Source organism: Collinsella aerofaciens, from assembly GCF_040910245.1.
Classification (GTDB): domain Bacteria; phylum Actinomycetota; class Coriobacteriia; order Coriobacteriales; family Coriobacteriaceae; genus Collinsella.
On record NZ_JBDGAY010000002.1, the window covers coordinates 63,824 to 79,259 of the forward strand.

Below are 15,436 nucleotides of genomic sequence, written 5' to 3' on the forward strand. Positions count from 1 at the left end.
TTCATCCCCGTCCCAAAATAATCAAAAGCACCGATAGCGCCAGAATGATTTTTTCATCCCCGTCCCAGAAAAATCATTGGGAGGAGAAGCGGGATTGGCGGCCGAAGGATAGGGCGGTGTCGCCGAATTTGTCTCGGACGGCGTCGATGGCGACGGAGAGGTCGCGGCGGTCGCTGGATTGGGCTCCGCGGTCATCGATCTCGCAGAACAGGTCGGTTTGGATACCGCCTTGGTGGTTGAAGTCGCTCATGCCGATACCCGCCAGACGCACGTGCATGCCTTCTTGCCAGATATTGTCGAGCAGCTCGAGCGCTACGGCCACAAAGATATTCTCGTCGTCGGTGGGGTGGGGCAAGCGGCGCTGTGCCGTGCGTCCGCTGCCGTAAGAGTATTTGAGCTTGAGCGTTACGGTTCCGCCCGTCAGCCCCTGACGGCGCAGACGGCGTCCCACTGACTCTCCCAACAGCGCAATCGCCGCCTCAATATCCCCACGCTCAGTCAAATCCTTCGCAAAGGTGCGCTCATTGCTCACCGATTTAACTTCACGTTCTTCATCCAGACTGGTGACCTCGGATACTTCGAGCCCCAAAGCACGTTGACGCATGCGCTCGCCATTCACGCCAAAGATTGCAGCCAGGGTGGACTCTGGCGCGCGTGAAAGCTCGCCGAGTGTATAGATGCGCATGCGGCGCAATCGCTCCTCGGCAGAACGCCCGATTCCGCTCATGGCGGACACGGGCAGCGCGGCCAAAAACCGCTGTTCCGTACCGGGGCGCACAATGGTCAGACCAAACGGCTTGTCACGCTCGCTTGCTATTTTGGCCACGGTCTTGTTGCACCCAACGCCGATGGAGCACGTCACCCCCAGCGCCGCAACGCGGTCGCTTATGCGCCGCGCTACCAGTAGCGGATCTTCGGGCGCAAACCGGCCCGGTGTGATATCGATAAAGGCCTCGTCGATGGATACGCGTTCAACGCGGGGGGTCTCGTCGGCGAGAATCGCCATGACCTGCGCGCTCACTTCACGGTAGCGATCAAAGTGTCCGTGCGTCCAAATGGCCTGCGGGCACAGGCGCCGCGCCTCGGCCGAGGCCATGGCAGAATGCACGCCAAAGCGACGTGCCTCGTACGAACACGTGGACACGACGCCGCGCGACTCGGCGTCTCCGCCCACGATGAGCGGCTTTCCGCGCCATTCGGGATGATCGAGCATCTCCACGCTCGCAAAAAATGCATCGAGGTCCATCAGGCCCACCGCCGGACCCGTCCAGGGCGGCGGCGTGACGCCCGCAGCATCCTCATAACCGTATGTATGTTCGCGTCTTTCCATGTCATGAGTATACTGCGCAGCTCATGTGGGGTGCGTGTATGTGCTTGCAAATCGCGAATTCTTGTCTAAGATATGGATTTGCCCTCGACTACACCGAAGAAGTTGGTCTCACGGACTTCACCTGCCCGCGTCGATGGCGTATTATGTTCAACTGTTTGTTTGTAGTTGCAGCCTAAAGCTGCTTGGTTGGAGGAGTTTCCTTTGGCAGTCAAGATTCGCCTTGCTCGTCACGGCGCTAAGAAGCGTCCGTACTACCGTGTCGTCGTCGCCGATTCCCGCGCCCCGCGTGACGGTCGTATCATCGAGGAGGTTGGCCGCTACAATCCGATGACCGCCCCCAAGACCATTAACCTCGACCTCGAGAAGATTGCTGACTGGCAGTCCAAGGGCGCTCAGCTCACCGACGCCGTCGCCGCTCTGGTCAAGGCCGCCAACGAGGGCGAGAAGACCGAGACCGTCGTCAAGAAGTCCAAGAAGCAGCTCGCCAAAGAGGCCGAGGCCGCTAAGGCTGCCGCTGAGGGCGCCGAGGAGTAAATCGTGCCTGAGGTTGACGCTGCACAGCTCGAGGGTGAGGCAATGCTCTCAGATCGCATCGCCGATCTCGTCGAATATCTCGTTGTTCAGATCGTCGACGACCCGGATTCCGTGAGCCTTGAGGTCATCGATGGGGACGACGCCTCTACGATTGAGGTTTCGGTTGCCGAGGATGACGTCGCTAAGGTCATCGGCCGTCGTGGCCGTACCATCAAGGCCATTCGCACGCTCGCCCGTGCACTGGCCGCTCGCCTCGACACTGCTGTCGAGGTAGAGGTTCTGGGCTAGGACCTTGAGGTCCCAGTACAAAAACATCGCCCGTGTGGTCAAGCCGCACGGAAGGAAGGGGGAGGTCCTCGCGCAGCCGCTGCGGGGGCTTCCTTCTGTATTGGAGCCGGGTATGCGTGTCGCCTTGACGCCGCCGGCGCTCAAGCGCGACCGTTTTTGCACGGTCGTATCCGTCACCGATACGGGCGATGGCGATCTGGTCTTGTTTGAGGGCATAGATGACTTGACGGCCGCCGAGGGCATCACCGGATGCTATGTGCTGGCCAATCGTGACGACTTTGAGCTCGATTCGCTCGACGCCGCCTATACCGACCTCATGGGTCGCGAGGTGGTCGACGAGCGCTTTGGGTCGCTCGGCACGATTGTCGAGATCATGTCGACGCCCGCCAACGATGTTTGGGTTGTCGAGGGCGATCGGTACGGCGAGGTGCTGATTCCCGTGATCGAGCAGGTTGTGCTCGATCTTCCCGACACAGGAACAATTTCCGTCCACGTTATGGACGGCTTGATCGATATGGACAAGTAGGGAGGACAGCATGCTGATTGAGACCCTTTCGGTCTTTCCCGAGATGTTTGAGCCCGTCATGTCCACGTCGATTTTGGGCCGCGCCCGTAAGGCCGGCCTTTTTGATTTTAAGGCGTATAACCTGCGCGACTGGACGCACGACCGCCATCGTACCGTCGATGACGAGCCGTATGGCGGCGGGCAGGGCATGCTCATGAAGGTCGAGCCCATTGCCGAGGCAATCGAGGCCATCAGCTCCGAGGGTCCTAAGCCCACCGTGGTGTTCTTCACCCCCTGCGGCGAGCCCTTTACGCAGCATGTGGCCGAGCGCCTGCTCAAAAGTGAGCGCCTGCTGTTTGTGTGCAGTCGCTACGAGGGTGTCGACGAGCGTGCCTATGCGTATGCCGACGAGCGTCTGTCGATTGGCGACTACGTGCTCACGGGCGGCGAGCTGCCCGCTATGGTCGTGGCCGATGCCGTCGTACGGCTCATTCCCGGAGCTTTGGGCGACGAGATGAGCAATGTCGACGAGTCCTTCTCGACCGCCGAGGACGGTGGCCTGCTCGAGTACGCGCAGTATACCCGCCCCGCCGAGTTTAATGGCGAGGGCGTGCCTCCAGTACTCGTAAGCGGCGACCACGCCAAGGTCGATGCCTGGCGTCGCAAAAACGCCATCGAGCGTACCTGTCGTTGGCGTCCCGATCTTATCGAGACGGCACGCCTTACGCCCGAGGAGCGCGCGTACGCGCAGGAGATCCTGGACGCTTCGTATTCGCAGAGCGAGGAGTGAGAATGGTCCCATCGCAGCATTCTGCCCTGAGGGGCGCCTTTGAGTGGATCGTAATCGTTGCGATCGCGCTGGTCGCAACCTTCTTGATTCGCTCGTTTGTGGTCGAACCCTTTGTGGTGCCCACCGGCTCCATGGAGTCCACGATTGAGATCGGCGATCAGATTCTGGCGCAGAAGGTGACGCTCGAACTCGGACAGCCCGTCAAGCAAGGCGATATCGTGGTGTTCCACAACCCCGATGCCACGTCCGAGCATGACGTGCTGGTAAAGCGCGTCATCGCCACGGCCGGCCAGACGGTCGACCTGCAGGACGGCAAGGTCGTCGTCGACGGCCAGGCGCTCGATGAGGACTATACGACCGGCATGAGCTGGCCGCTTTCGGTCCAAGCCCCCGGCGCTCAGGTGAGCTATCCCTACACCGTCCCTGACGACTGCGTGTGGGTGATGGGCGACAACCGCGAGAACTCTGCTGACTCCCGCTACTTTGGCCCGGTCGACCGCTCCGACTTGATTGCCGTGGCGCTTGTGCGCTACTGGCCGCTCAACCGTATCGGCGCTATCGATTAAAAACCGCTATAGTACAGTACCTAACCGTGTAATCGTTTCGACGAGGGGATATAAGAGGCATGAACGCTTCATCGCTTTCCTTCCAAGACATCATCCTGCGCCTCCAGCAGTACTGGGGCGAGCAGGGCTGCGTCATTATGCAGCCCTATGACTCCGAGGTCGGTGCCGGTACCTTCCATACCGCGACCACGCTGCGCTCGCTCGGTCCCGCCGAGTGGCGCACCTGCTATGCGCAGCCCTGCCGCCGTCCCGCCGACGGCCGCTACGGCGAGAACCCCAACCGCATGCAGCACTACTATCAGTTCCAGGTGCTCATCAAGCCCTCGCCGGTCAACGCCCAGGAGCTCTACCTGGGTTCGCTGGCCGCCATTGGCCTGGACCCCAACGACCATGACGTCCGCTTTGTTGAGGACGACTGGGAGAGCCCGACGCTCGGCGCCTGGGGCCTTGGCTGGGAGGTCTGGCTCAATGGCATGGAGGTCACGCAGTTTACGTACTTCCAGCAGGTGGGCGGCATCGAGGTCGACCCCGTGCCTGTCGAGATCACCTATGGCCTGGAGCGCATCGCCATGTACGCCCAGGGCGTCAACTCGGTCTACGACCTGGTGTGGAGCTACCTGCCCGACGGCACGCCCATGACCTACGGCGACGTGTTCCTGGAGAACGAGCGCGAGTTCAGCGCTTATAACTTTGAGGTCGCCAACGTCGAGATGATGCGTCAGAAGTTTGACGACTACGAGGCCGAGTGCCACTCCTGCCTGGAGCGCAAGCTGCCGCTGCCGGCATATGACTGCGTCATGAAGTGCAGCCATGCCTTCAACCTGCTCGATGCCCGCGGTGCGCTGTCCGCAGTCGAGCGCGCCAACTACATCCTGCGCGTCCGCGCCGTCGCCAAGGCGTGCTGCGAGGCCTATATGGCCGAGGTCGCCGGAATCAACGAGAATGCCGATCAGGAAGGCGAGGTGGCGTAAGCCATGGCAGACGCTAAGGATTTCCTGTTTGAGATCGGTACGGAGGAAATGCCCTCTGCACCGCTGAACTATGCCGTCAAGCAGCTTGGCACCATGATCGCCAAGGGTCTCGACGAGGCAGGTCTGGCCCACGGCGAGGTCCGCGTGATCTCGAGCCCGCGCCGCCTGGCTGCGCTCGTGGCTAACGTCGCCACCGCGACCGATGAGGTTCACGAGGTCAAGCGCGGCCCCGCGGCCAACATCGCCTTCGATGCCGACGGTAACGCCACCAAGGCCGCCCAGGGCTTCGCACGCAAGTGCGGTGTGGCTGCCGAGGATCTGGTCCGTCGCGAGGACACCGACGGCCGTGAGTACGTATTTGCCGAGAAGAACATTCCTTCCGCCCCGGCCACCCCGATTCTGACGGCCCTGTGCGAGAAGACCATCGCCGGCCTGCAGTGGCCCAACTACCGCTCTCAGCGCTGGGGCCACGAGCACGCCACGTTCGTGCGTCCGGTCCGCTGGATCTGCTGCCTTTTGGGCGGGGATGTCGTGCCCGTGTCCTTTGCCGATGTGACGAGTGGCAACACCACGCGCGGCCACCGCGTGCTTGGTCCCGGTGACCATGTGGTCGCCAGCCCCGCTGTTTACGAGCAGGTGCTCGAGGACGCCGGCGTGCTTTCTGCCGAGCGCCGTCGTGAGGCCATCCTTGCCGGTATCGCCGAGGTCGAGGCCGCTCGCCCCGGCTGCCACGTCGATACGCCCAAGAAGGTCTTTGAGGAGGTCATCAACCTCTGCGAGTGGCCGACGGTGCTCGTCGGTACCTTCGATGAGGAGTTCCTCAAGGTCCCGCACGAGATCATCTGCGAGTCTATGCTCACCAACCAGCGCTACTTCCCGATTTATGACGGCGAGGGCAAGCTGACGCGTGAGTTCGTGATTGTCTCCAACAGCAAGCCCGAGAATGCCGAGCGCGTGATCGACGGCAACGAGCGCGTTGTGCGCGCCCGCTTGGACGACGCCAAGTTCTTCTATGAGGAGGATCTGAAGATCTCCCTCGACGAGTTCCGTGAGCGTCTGGCCAAGGTCGCCTTCCAGGAGAAGCTCGGCAGCGTGCTCGCCAAGTCCGAGCGTATTGAGCAGCTTGCGCTCGCTATTGCCCGCGAGGCGCACCTGGGTGCCCACTTGGCCGCCGATGCCGGCCGCGCCGCGCACTTGTGCAAGGCCGACCTGGTGTCCAACGCTGTCGTCGAGTTCACGAGCCAGCAGGGTGTGATGGGCGGTTACTACGCCATCGCGATGGGGGAGAACGAAGAGGTCGCTCACGCTATTCGCGATCACTATCGTCCCCGCTTTGCTGGCGACGAGCTGCCCGAGGGCACCGCTGGCTGCATCGTGGCCTGCGCCGACAAGCTCGATACCATCGCCGGTATCTTTGCCATCGGCGAGCCCCCGACCGGCTCTTCCGACCCGTATGCGCTGCGTCGTGCCGCCATCGGCATCATCAACATCCTGCGCGACCGTCTGCCGATCGACCCCACGTCGCTCATCGACTTTGCGCTCGAGCTCTATAGCGAGCAGGGCATTGAGTTTGACGCTGCCGAGGTCGCCCAGCAGGTTCGTGACTTCTTCCACGGCCGTCTGGTGAGCATGGCCCGCGACGAGAAGATCCCGGCCGACACCGTTGCCGCCGTTTCCGCGGTGCATATCATTGCCCCGTCGGTCTTCTTCGCCCGCTGTGCCGCCCTCGACGAGGCCCGCAAGAACGACGCCGAGACCTTCGACAACCTGGCTACTGCCTATGCCCGCGCCGCGCACATCTCCAAGCTCGAGCTGGGCGCGGAGTACGATCGCGCCCTGATGGGCGAGGTCGAGCTTGCGCTTGCCGACGCCTCCGAGGCCGCTCAGACCGCCGTCGACGCAGCTCTCGCCGCCGAGGATTATCCTGCCGCGTTTGCCGCGCTCGCCGCCCTGCGCGCGCCCATCGACCGCTTCTTCGACGAGGTTATGGTCATGGACAAGGACGAGCAGCTCCGCGATAATCGCCTTAAGCTGCTCAACCGCTTCGAGGCCGTTTTCTTCGGCATCGCCAACATTGGTGAGCTTGCCCGCAAAAAGTAAGCTAGCCTGCGCATAAGCGCAAAAGGAGCCCCGCATGGATTGCCCGGTCACCGCTCGTCCCACCGTTATCGTTATCTCCGACTCGCTCGGTGATACCGCTTGTGAGGTGGTGCTTGCGGCCTCCGGGCAATTTGATGAAGGGGCTTTTCGTGTTTTACGTCTGTCTAAGGTGACCTCGGTGGAGCAGGTCAAGTCGTTTGTGGGCCCGCGAGTCGATGCCGACCATCGCGATATCGCCGTGTTCCATACCATCGTCGATCCGGCGCTTCGTGCTCGCGTGCTCGACTACTTGGGCATGCTGCACATTCGCTCGGTCGACCTGATCGGCCCGACGCTTGCCGTGCTGTCGTCGCTCATCGGTGTGCCTCCCAAGGGCGTTGCGGGTGTGATTCACAAGACCGACGATCGCTATTTCCATCGTATCGAGGCTATGGAGTATTTCGTTGAGCACGATGACGGGCGCGGCTGCGATGATCTGTCGGATGCCGATATCGTGCTGCTGGGTGTATCCCGCACGTCCAAGACGCCGCTGTCGATGTATTTGGCCTATCAGGGCTACAAGGTCGCCAACGTTCCGTTGGCGCACGGTATGGAGCCGCCCAAGTCGATTTACGAGGTCGATCCGTTGCGGTTGTTCGGTCTGATTTCGACCGTCGATGTGATTTCCGAGATTCGCGATAGCCGCCTGGGCGACGACTATGCCCGCGCCGTCGCCGGCTCTTATGCCGAGCCCGAGAGCGTGCGCGGCGAGCTCGAGGAGGCTCGTGCCCTCATGAAACGTCTGGGTTGCTTTGTGGTGCGCACCGACGGCAAGGCGATCGAGGAGAGTGCCTCCGAGATCATCGCTCACCTCGAGGAGATTCAAGAGGCAAGAGCCCGCCGTGCTCAACAAGATTAGCTAATTCGGGACTTTCGTTACAGCTATTTGCTAAAGCGCTTTAGCAGTTTCTACCGCTTCTGACCTGCAATTACACTGTAGTGGTATCTTCATAAGGTAACCACCTTTACCTACCGTTTACCGCTAGTTTTAGCACGTTTACCAAACCGCGTATCCTCTGCTCAAGCCCGTTCAAATCCCGCCGTATAGTTCCCTCACGGCCCGCATCCGGCGGGTCGATTCGTCACCACGGTCGCGCGCGAGAGCGCGTGGAAGGGGAAGTATCGTGAGCGATTGCAAGAGGGTTTACCGTTTTGGAACCGATGCCCAGGGCACATGTGTCACCGAGGGCGATAAGTCCATGAACTTCGTGCTTGGCGGCAAAGGCGCTAACCTTGCCGAGATGAGTCGTATCGGCCTGCCGGTTCCCGGTGGCTTTACCATTACCTGCCAGACCTGCATTGAGTACTCCGGTGCCGGCAACGTGTGGCCCGTGGGTGCGCTCGACGAGATCGTTGCTGCCGAGGCCGACCTCGAGGCCCGTTGCGGCAAGAAGCTCGGCGACGCTCGTGACCCGCTGCTCGTCTCGGTGCGCTCGGGCGCTCCGTTCTCCATGCCCGGCATGATGGACACGGTCCTCAACCTGGGCCTCAACGACGATTCCGTTCAGGGCCTTATCGCCCAGACGCAAAACCCGCGCTTTGCCTGGGATAGCTATCGTCGCTTTATCCAGATGTTCTCCAACGTCGTCATGGGTGTCGATGCCGACTTGTTCGAGAATGCCCTGACCCAGGCTCGCCTGGTCGCCGGCGTTCGCGTCGATTCTGGGCTTTCGGCCGAGGACCTGCAGGAGCTCGTCGAGAGTTTCAAGGGCATTTTCTCCGACAACGTCGAGGCCGCTCTGTACCCCGAGCTCGAGGTCGCTGACGGCAAGCCCGTCTTCCCGCACGATCCGGAGCTCCAGCTGCGCCTTGCCATCCAGGCCGTCTTTGGCAGCTGGATGAACGAGCGCGCCTGCATCTACCGCAAGCAGCACGGTATTTCCGATGGCCTTGGCACCGCCGTCAACGTTCAGGCTATGGCCTTTGGCAATAAGGGCGAGACCTCGGCGACCGGCGTCGCCTTTACGCGCAACCCGGCCGACGGCACCAAGGAGTTCTACGGTGACTTTCTGGTCAACGCCCAGGGCGAGGACGTCGTTGCCGGCATCCGCAACACCGAGCCCATCGCCGACCTCAAGACCACTCCGGGCCTCGAGTCCGCAGGTGAGGAGCTTGAACGTGTCTTCCTGACGCTCGAGGATCACTACCGCGACATGTGCGACATCGAGTTCACCATCGAGCAGGGTAAGCTCTGGATGCTCCAGACCCGCGTGGGCAAGCGTACCGCAACCGCCGCTCTGCGCATTGCTATTGAGATGGTCGAGGAAGGCCTCATTACCCGTGAGGAGGCCGTGAGCCGCATCGATCCCGCGCAGCTCGACCAGCTCCTGCACCCGCAGTTCGATTCCTCCAAGAAGTACGAGGCGCTCGCATGCGGCCTTAACGCCAGTCCCGGTGCCGCCGTGGGCGAGGTCGTGTTCTCGAGCGATGACGCCGTTGCGCGTTCTGCCGAGGGCCATAAGGTCATTCTGGTCCGCTGGGAGACCAACCCCGATGACCTGAAGGGTATGGTCGCCGCCGAGGGTATCTTGACGAGCCATGGTGGCAAGACGAGCCACGCCGCCGTTATTGCCCGTGGCATGGGTACCCCCTGCGTCTGCGGCGTCGAACGCTTCCATATCGACGCCGCCGAGAAGGTCGTGCGTATCGAGGGCAGCGATCGCGTGCTGCACGAGGGCGACATCATCTCCATCGACGGCACCCAGGGTATCGTTGTCGATGGCGCTGTCGATTTGGTCTCCGCTGAGCTCACCGGCGACCTGGACACCATCCTGTCCTGGGCCGACGAGATCCGTCTGGACGAGACCGACGGTCACGCCAACCACGTGCGCGTCAACGCCGACAATCCCGAGGATGCCGCGCTCGCGCTCGAGTTTGGCGCCGAGTCCATCGGTCTGTGCCGCACCGAGCACATGTTCCTGGGCGATCGCAAGAACATTATCCAGAGCTTCATCCTGTCCGACGACGAGGCTGTGAAGCAGCAGGCCCTGGCCGATCTGCTCAAGGTTCAGACTGAGGACTTCTTGGCGATGTTCAAGACCATGTCCGGTCGCGATGTGGTCGTTCGCCTGCTCGATCCGCCGCTTCATGAGTTCCTGGATAATCCTCGCGAGCTCGAGGTCGCCATCACCAAGAAGGAGGCCGCTGGCGCCGGCGAGGTAGAGCTTGCCGCCCTGCGTGCCCGCCTGCGCCGTATCGACGGCATGGTCGAGTCCAACCCGATGCTCGGCCTGCGCGGTGTGCGCCTGTCAGTCGTCTTCGGTGACCTGCCGCTCATGCAGGTCCGTGCCGTGGCAACGGCTGCCGCTCGCCTTATCAAGGAAGGCGTCGACCCGCGCCCCGAGATCATGGTTCCGCTCGTTTCCATCACGGCCGAGCATGTCCAGACCCGCGAGGTCATCGAGCGCGTGATCGCCGAGGTTTCCGCCGAGGAGGGCGTCGAGCTCAACATTCCCGTGGGCACGATGCTCGAGCTGCCGCGCGCCTGCATGGTCGCTGACGAGATTGCACAGCACGCCGACTTCTTCTGCTTTGGCACCAACGATCTTACGCAGACGACTTTCGGTTTCTCGCGTGACGACGCCGAGGCCAAGTTCATTCCGCTGTACATGCACAAGAAGATCTTGAAGGATAACCCCTTCGAGACCATCGACTCGGCGGTGCTGGAGCTCGTGCGCATGGCCGTCGAGAAGGGCCGTGCCACCAACCCCGGCATGCACTTTGGCGTGTGCGGTGAGCACGGCGGCGACCCTAAGTCCATCAAGGCCCTGTTTAACGCGGCCGACGTGGACTATGTGTCCTGCTCGCCCTATCGCGTGCCCCTCGCGCGCCTGGCGGCCGCTCAGGCCAAGCTCGAGGCCAAGCGTTCCGCTTAACTGAGTCGCGTTCCATTTGCGCCTTTTACGCCCCCCTTCGCGCCGTCGCGCCCCTGTGGACGCGGCGGCGTTTTACGTTGGTTCAATACATTGACAACTGACGGGAGGACTGCGATGAAAAACCTCACCAGGTATTTGCAACGAGCGCGTCGGGGAGCACAGATGACCCTGTGCTGGGTGGTCGTTGCGGTCACGGCGCTTTGCGGGATGCCGACAGCCGGTTTTGCCCTTCAGGATGATTCGCGTGACGAGCTCTATGGTGACGTGGTCAACCCGCTCACCATTACGGTCAACGATCGCGACTGCACGTTTGTAGATATCGATGACGGCAAGCTCGAGGGCCGTACCTCGATGTACGACAATGTCTCGTTCTATACGGCCGCCGTCAAAAAGGTGCTGCCCAACTGGGCATCGCTAGCCTACAACATCCTTGGCTATGGTGGAGGCGACGACTCCGGGGACTTTTTGTACTGGGACCACGCCGGCAAGGGCTTTGAGAAGGACTTTGGTAAGGGTCACTATATCTATCTCTATGATGCGCTTTCGGGCGGCAACGGTGAGCATTCCGATGGTGCCGACAAATCGAAGCAGAGTGGTCTGACGTCTGCAAAAAGCCTCAATGCGGTCTACGAGCGCTTGACCGACGATATCGCCGGCTGTATCGGTCACAAGCTGAAGGGCTCCGATTTTCGTAAAAACGTGCCGCTCGACGGACTGTCGAAAGACACGACTGAGCAGGACGTCATCTATGCCACCATTGCTTGTGTCGACAAGCTCGGCGGCACCTATCAGTACGATTTCAATGGCTTTGGCATCGCGTTCTATAACTTTAGAGTTCAGCAGCTCAACAGCGTGAACAAGCTTAACTGTGCGCCCGAGGACGCGCCGGGCTATTCCTTTGTCGATTCTAAGACTGAGCAGGAGCTCGTTACTTCGGCACTTAACGTCGGCTATGAGGACGCCTCGCAGAGCATCACGCTCGCCCGCGGTACCGAAGAGACAGTCGGCACGAGCACTTCTGAATCTGCATCGTATTCCAAAGGCGGCTCGTGGGGCGCATCGGTGAGCCTCAAGGAGTCGCTGGGCGTGCCCGCAACAGCGAGCGAGGAGATCGAGACTTCGTTTTCGGCCGAAACCACGATGTCCCAGTTGTGGGAGGCGAGCAAGACCGAGGAACAGTCGATCACCACAACGGACAATCAGTCGGTCACCGTCAATATGACGATCCCAGCGCACACGCAGGTCAATAGCAAGCAGACGAGTTCTACCACGACGCTGTCCGAGGACTATGACCAGCCGGTGGGCGTGACGTTCGACGTGATCATCTTTAACATGAACGGCGAGTGCTACGACGACAACGCCGCCGTGCAGGAGTTCCATACCGCCGGTTATGACCAGCGCTCGTTCTACACCACCTTTGGCGATCAGTCGACCGACGCCGTGCAGAACCTGTTCTTGCGCTCAATCGCCCATCGTGGCGACGACGGCTACGATACCACCGCCGGAAACGTTACGAGCTGGTCACATCGCACCAACAACCACATGGTGCGCGCCATCGATTGGAATTCGGTCCTGGCCGATCGCGAGGTGCCTTCACGCAACGGTGGCGCTCCGCGCACGTGCAACGTGCTCAATGACATGGCCGCCACCTACCCCATGTCCATTACGGGTTCCAATCTGTCGTTTGAGTCGGTGACGGTCGATACGCAGTTGGGCACGCCGCAGCCTATTAAGCCCATCTCCAAGATTCTCGTCTCGCTGCAGACCGATAAGACCCGAAGGCTTACGGTGGGAGAGGAAGACCCCATCTCTTCCTATCGCGTGCGCGCAAGGGACGAGGACGATGTTGACTACTACGGCTTTGTGAAGTCGTCGGGCGACTGGCGCGTGGTGGACAAGAAGGGCAAGGAATGCAAGTCCGACGTCATCGAGATCCAGACCGACCCTGTCACCCACGAGCAAGTCGTGGTGGGCAAAAAGGCCGGCACCGCCTACGTAAAGTACTTTATCCCCGAGGACACCTATGTGGACGTGAACGGGCATGTCTCGACCAATGACGAGATCGACGCCGCGGCCTACAAATATAAGGTAAGTGACGTTGCACCCGAGCCGTTTAACGGCAGCATCAAACTCGAGGGCTCGGCACAGACCGTCGTCGGCGTCGAGGAAAATCTCAACGGCATCGAAGGCCTGACGGCTACGGTCTATGACACGACGGGCAAGGAAGTCGATAGGGTCTGCAGCTGGGAGGCCCAAGAGCTCGAGAGCAAGGGCATTTCGGTCGCGACAGACGGCACGATGACCATCTCGCAACCGGGCACCTTCCATGTTCGCGCCTTTATTGACGGCGTGTATTCCGATTGGGCCGAGGTCATTGCCGCACCTGCACCGGTCGACCCGATGACGACCGTGGTCGAGACACCGGTGAGCGTTACGTCCGTTTCTACGGGGGATTCTTCGGCAACGACGGATGGCACGGTCCCTACCCAGGGAGAACAGTCCGCTTCCGATGCGAACGCGGCCGAGTCTGCTCCGGCGAGCGACGATGCCGCTGCATTGACTGACGACACCACGCCCTCTGCCGCGAAGGATGCCTCGCCGATTCCTACGGGCCTCGTTACCGTTTTGACCGATATCTGCCGCTACGGCATCGATCACGGCCTCATCAGCACATCAAACAAGGAAGAGATGTCTAAGCAGGACTTCGACATCTTGGGCATCCTGTACCTGATGGCAGACAGCCAGGACCTGGTGCCCCAAGACGCCGAGGACGCGATGAACGAATGGGCCCATGACAACTATAATGACGAAGAGCTTGCCACCTGGAAGCAGCATGCGCTTTCGGTGCTGCTCGAATACGGCTATATCGCGCCGGGAACGACCGTGACGACGCCGACGACTGATGCTGCGGACGGCGCATAAGTGCAGAAAGAGTGCGTGTTTTTGTCTTTTTGCGCACGGGCAAAATAGTTCTTGCAGCCAAGGTCGTGGCGTGTATACTCGAATACGTTTGTTCAACTACGTGCCGGCCAAGGTGGTACGGCACCTCTAGAAGAGTAAGGAATTGCACATGGATTACATCCGCGCAATCGAGCGTCAGCAGATCCGCGAGGACATCCCGCAGGTCCGCGTTGCCGACAACGTCAAGGTCCACTACCGCATTAAGGAAGGCGACCGCGAGCGCATCCAGGTTTTCCAGGGTGACGTCATCCGCATGGCCGGCGCCGGTGCCCGTGAGACCTTCACCGTCCGCAAGATTTCCTTCGGTGTCGGTGTTGAGCGTACCTTCCCGCTTCACAGCCCCAAGATCGCCAAGCTCGAGGTCGTCCGTCATGGTCGCGTCCGTCGCGCCAAGCTGTACTACCTCCGCGACAAGGTGGGCAAGGCTGCTCGCATCCCCGAGAAGCGCTAAGAAGATCGCAGCGTCTGTCCACTCGTTTGGACAAAAGGGTCACCTTCGGGTGGCCCTTCTTTTTATCTGATTTGCATGCAAGGAGGCCCCGATATGGCCAATATGACGAGCTCGGTTTCGGCATCGCAGGTTGCCGGCGAGCTGGCGAGCGCCACGTTTGAGGAGATCCCCGTCCTCGTGGAGCATTATCGTGAGGATCCGCGCCAGCAAGTGATCAAGGCTTGCGAGCGCGCTCTTAAGCGCCATGCCAAGGAACTTGCCGAGCGCGAGCGCGTCAACGGCATGTACGAGCTGATGCACGAGCTCGGTGGGGATGGCGTGGTCGTGGGCGTCGACGAGGTGGGTCGCGGCTCGGTGGCCGGTCCTTTGACGGTGTGCGCCGTGTGCCTTCCCATGGAGCCGCGCGTCTGGGGCATCAACGATTCCAAAAAGCTCACGCCGGCGCGCCGCGAGCTGCTCTCGGTGAAGATTGCCGAGGTCGCGACGGCGATTGGTTTTTGCCATATCGCGCCTGCGGATATCGATGATATGGGCATGGCCCGCGCCATCCGCGCTGCCGTCGCGGGCGCCGTGGCCGATACGGGGCTCGAGCCCGATTGCGTGCTTATGGACGGTAACCCCTTGGGCGCCGTTCCCAACGAGCGCGACGTGGTGAAGGGCGATGCCAAAATTGCCTGCATCGCAGCGGCGTCCATTATGGCCAAGGTCACGCGTGACGAGATGATGGTCGAGTACGACGCCGAGTACCCCGAGTACCATCTGGCCGAGTCGAAGGGCTATGCAAGCCCCGAGCACATCGAGGCGATTCGCAAACATGGACTTTGTCCGCTGCATCGTGTGAGCTTTTGCGGAAACTTTCTGCAGACTGAGCGCCTTTTCTAGGCCAATTGTGGAGACAGGGACCTCTGGCGTTTTATAAACCTGCTGGTAGCGGGCCGTGTGCAACGTGATTGTTGCGTACGGCCCGTTTTTTGTCGGCATTTGGTCAGCTTTTGGTTTGCTTCCGGTACTTACCCGCATGAAAGG

Annotated in this window: 13 protein-coding genes; 12 read left to right on the forward strand and 1 reads right to left on the reverse strand. The window is 61.1% G+C overall.

Translation table 11 applies throughout. The features are described 5' to 3' along the window. Positions 1 to 73: 73 nt before the first annotated feature. On the reverse strand, positions 74 to 1,330 hold the full coding sequence (gene dinB / locus AB5Z20_RS01130) for a DNA polymerase IV (protein WP_368155951.1): 1,257 nt from the start codon (positions 1,328 to 1,330) through the stop codon (positions 74 to 76). Between the two features lie 201 nt (positions 1,331 to 1,531). Here dinB and rpsP point away from each other — a divergent pair, with 201 nt between their 5' ends. From rpsP to AB5Z20_RS01190, 12 genes are all read left to right on the forward strand, one after another. Further along, complete coding sequence (rpsP, locus tag AB5Z20_RS01135) at positions 1,532 to 1,864, forward strand: 30S ribosomal protein S16 (RefSeq protein ID WP_347494825.1); 333 nt, start codon at positions 1,532 to 1,534, stop codon at positions 1,862 to 1,864. A gap of 42 nt (positions 1,865 to 1,906) precedes the next feature. Beyond that, entirely contained in the window at positions 1,907 to 2,152 is a 246-nt protein-coding gene (locus AB5Z20_RS01140; RefSeq protein WP_171021534.1) for a KH domain-containing protein, read from the forward strand. 34 nt (positions 2,153 to 2,186) lie between these two features. Then, entirely contained in the window at positions 2,187 to 2,678 is a 492-nt protein-coding gene (rimM, locus tag AB5Z20_RS01145; protein WP_349108192.1) for a ribosome maturation factor RimM, read from the forward strand. Positions 2,679 to 2,688: 10 nt separating this feature from the next. After that, positions 2,689 to 3,447: a tRNA (guanosine(37)-N1)-methyltransferase TrmD gene (gene trmD, locus AB5Z20_RS01150; RefSeq protein ID WP_118385180.1), complete on the forward strand. Its 759-nt coding sequence runs from the start codon at positions 2,689 to 2,691 to the stop codon at positions 3,445 to 3,447. Positions 3,448 to 3,449: 2 nt separating this feature from the next. Further along, positions 3,450 to 4,013 carry a signal peptidase I gene (lepB, locus tag AB5Z20_RS01155; protein ID WP_368155952.1) on the forward strand — a complete coding sequence of 188 codons (564 nt, stop codon included), beginning with the start codon at positions 3,450 to 3,452 and terminating at the stop codon, positions 4,011 to 4,013. A gap of 59 nt (positions 4,014 to 4,072) precedes the next feature. Then, positions 4,073 to 4,984: a glycine--tRNA ligase subunit alpha gene (locus tag AB5Z20_RS01160; protein ID WP_117820562.1), complete on the forward strand. Its 912-nt coding sequence runs from the start codon at positions 4,073 to 4,075 to the stop codon at positions 4,982 to 4,984. Positions 4,985 to 4,987: 3 nt separating this feature from the next. Continuing rightward, positions 4,988 to 7,084 (forward strand): glycine--tRNA ligase subunit beta, encoded by a 2,097-nt coding sequence (gene glyS, locus AB5Z20_RS01165; RefSeq protein WP_368155954.1) that lies wholly within the window; start codon positions 4,988 to 4,990, stop codon positions 7,082 to 7,084. 34 nt (positions 7,085 to 7,118) lie between these two features. Further along, entirely contained in the window at positions 7,119 to 7,982 is an 864-nt protein-coding gene (locus AB5Z20_RS01170) for a pyruvate, water dikinase regulatory protein (protein WP_368155956.1), read from the forward strand. A 265-nt stretch (positions 7,983 to 8,247) separates the two neighbouring features. Further along, positions 8,248 to 10,998 carry a pyruvate, phosphate dikinase gene (gene ppdK, locus AB5Z20_RS01175; protein WP_368155958.1) on the forward strand — a complete coding sequence of 917 codons (2,751 nt, stop codon included), beginning with the start codon at positions 8,248 to 8,250 and terminating at the stop codon, positions 10,996 to 10,998. A gap of 162 nt (positions 10,999 to 11,160) precedes the next feature. After that, positions 11,161 to 13,920: a hypothetical protein gene (locus tag AB5Z20_RS01180; protein ID WP_368155960.1), complete on the forward strand. Its 2,760-nt coding sequence runs from the start codon at positions 11,161 to 11,163 to the stop codon at positions 13,918 to 13,920. Positions 13,921 to 14,068: 148 nt separating this feature from the next. Next, complete coding sequence (rplS, locus tag AB5Z20_RS01185; RefSeq protein WP_117583231.1) at positions 14,069 to 14,410, forward strand: 50S ribosomal protein L19; 342 nt, start codon at positions 14,069 to 14,071, stop codon at positions 14,408 to 14,410. A 93-nt stretch (positions 14,411 to 14,503) separates the two neighbouring features. Further along, entirely contained in the window at positions 14,504 to 15,292 is a 789-nt protein-coding gene (locus AB5Z20_RS01190) for a ribonuclease HII (protein ID WP_368155962.1), read from the forward strand. Positions 15,293 to 15,436 lie beyond the last annotated feature (144 nt).

Excerpts from the sequence above, each read along its gene's own strand:
- dinB (WP_368155951.1), bottom strand. The coding sequence starts at position 1,330 with ATGGAAAGACGCGAACATACATACGGTTATGAGGATGCTGCGGGCGTC.
- AB5Z20_RS01140 (WP_171021534.1), top strand. The coding sequence starts at position 1,907 with ATGCTCTCAGATCGCATCGCCGATCTCGTCGAATATCTCGTTGTTCAG.
- trmD (WP_118385180.1), top strand. The coding sequence starts at position 2,689 with ATGCTGATTGAGACCCTTTCGGTCTTTCCCGAGATGTTTGAGCCCGTC.
- lepB (WP_368155952.1), top strand. The coding sequence starts at position 3,450 with ATGGTCCCATCGCAGCATTCTGCCCTGAGGGGCGCCTTTGAGTGGATC.
- AB5Z20_RS01160 (WP_117820562.1), top strand. The coding sequence starts at position 4,073 with ATGAACGCTTCATCGCTTTCCTTCCAAGACATCATCCTGCGCCTCCAG.
- glyS (WP_368155954.1), top strand. The coding sequence starts at position 4,988 with ATGGCAGACGCTAAGGATTTCCTGTTTGAGATCGGTACGGAGGAAATG.
- AB5Z20_RS01170 (WP_368155956.1), top strand. The coding sequence starts at position 7,119 with ATGGATTGCCCGGTCACCGCTCGTCCCACCGTTATCGTTATCTCCGAC.
- AB5Z20_RS01180 (WP_368155960.1), top strand. The coding sequence starts at position 11,161 with ATGACCCTGTGCTGGGTGGTCGTTGCGGTCACGGCGCTTTGCGGGATG.
- rplS (WP_117583231.1), top strand. The coding sequence starts at position 14,069 with ATGGATTACATCCGCGCAATCGAGCGTCAGCAGATCCGCGAGGACATC.
- AB5Z20_RS01190 (WP_368155962.1), top strand. The coding sequence starts at position 14,504 with ATGGCCAATATGACGAGCTCGGTTTCGGCATCGCAGGTTGCCGGCGAG.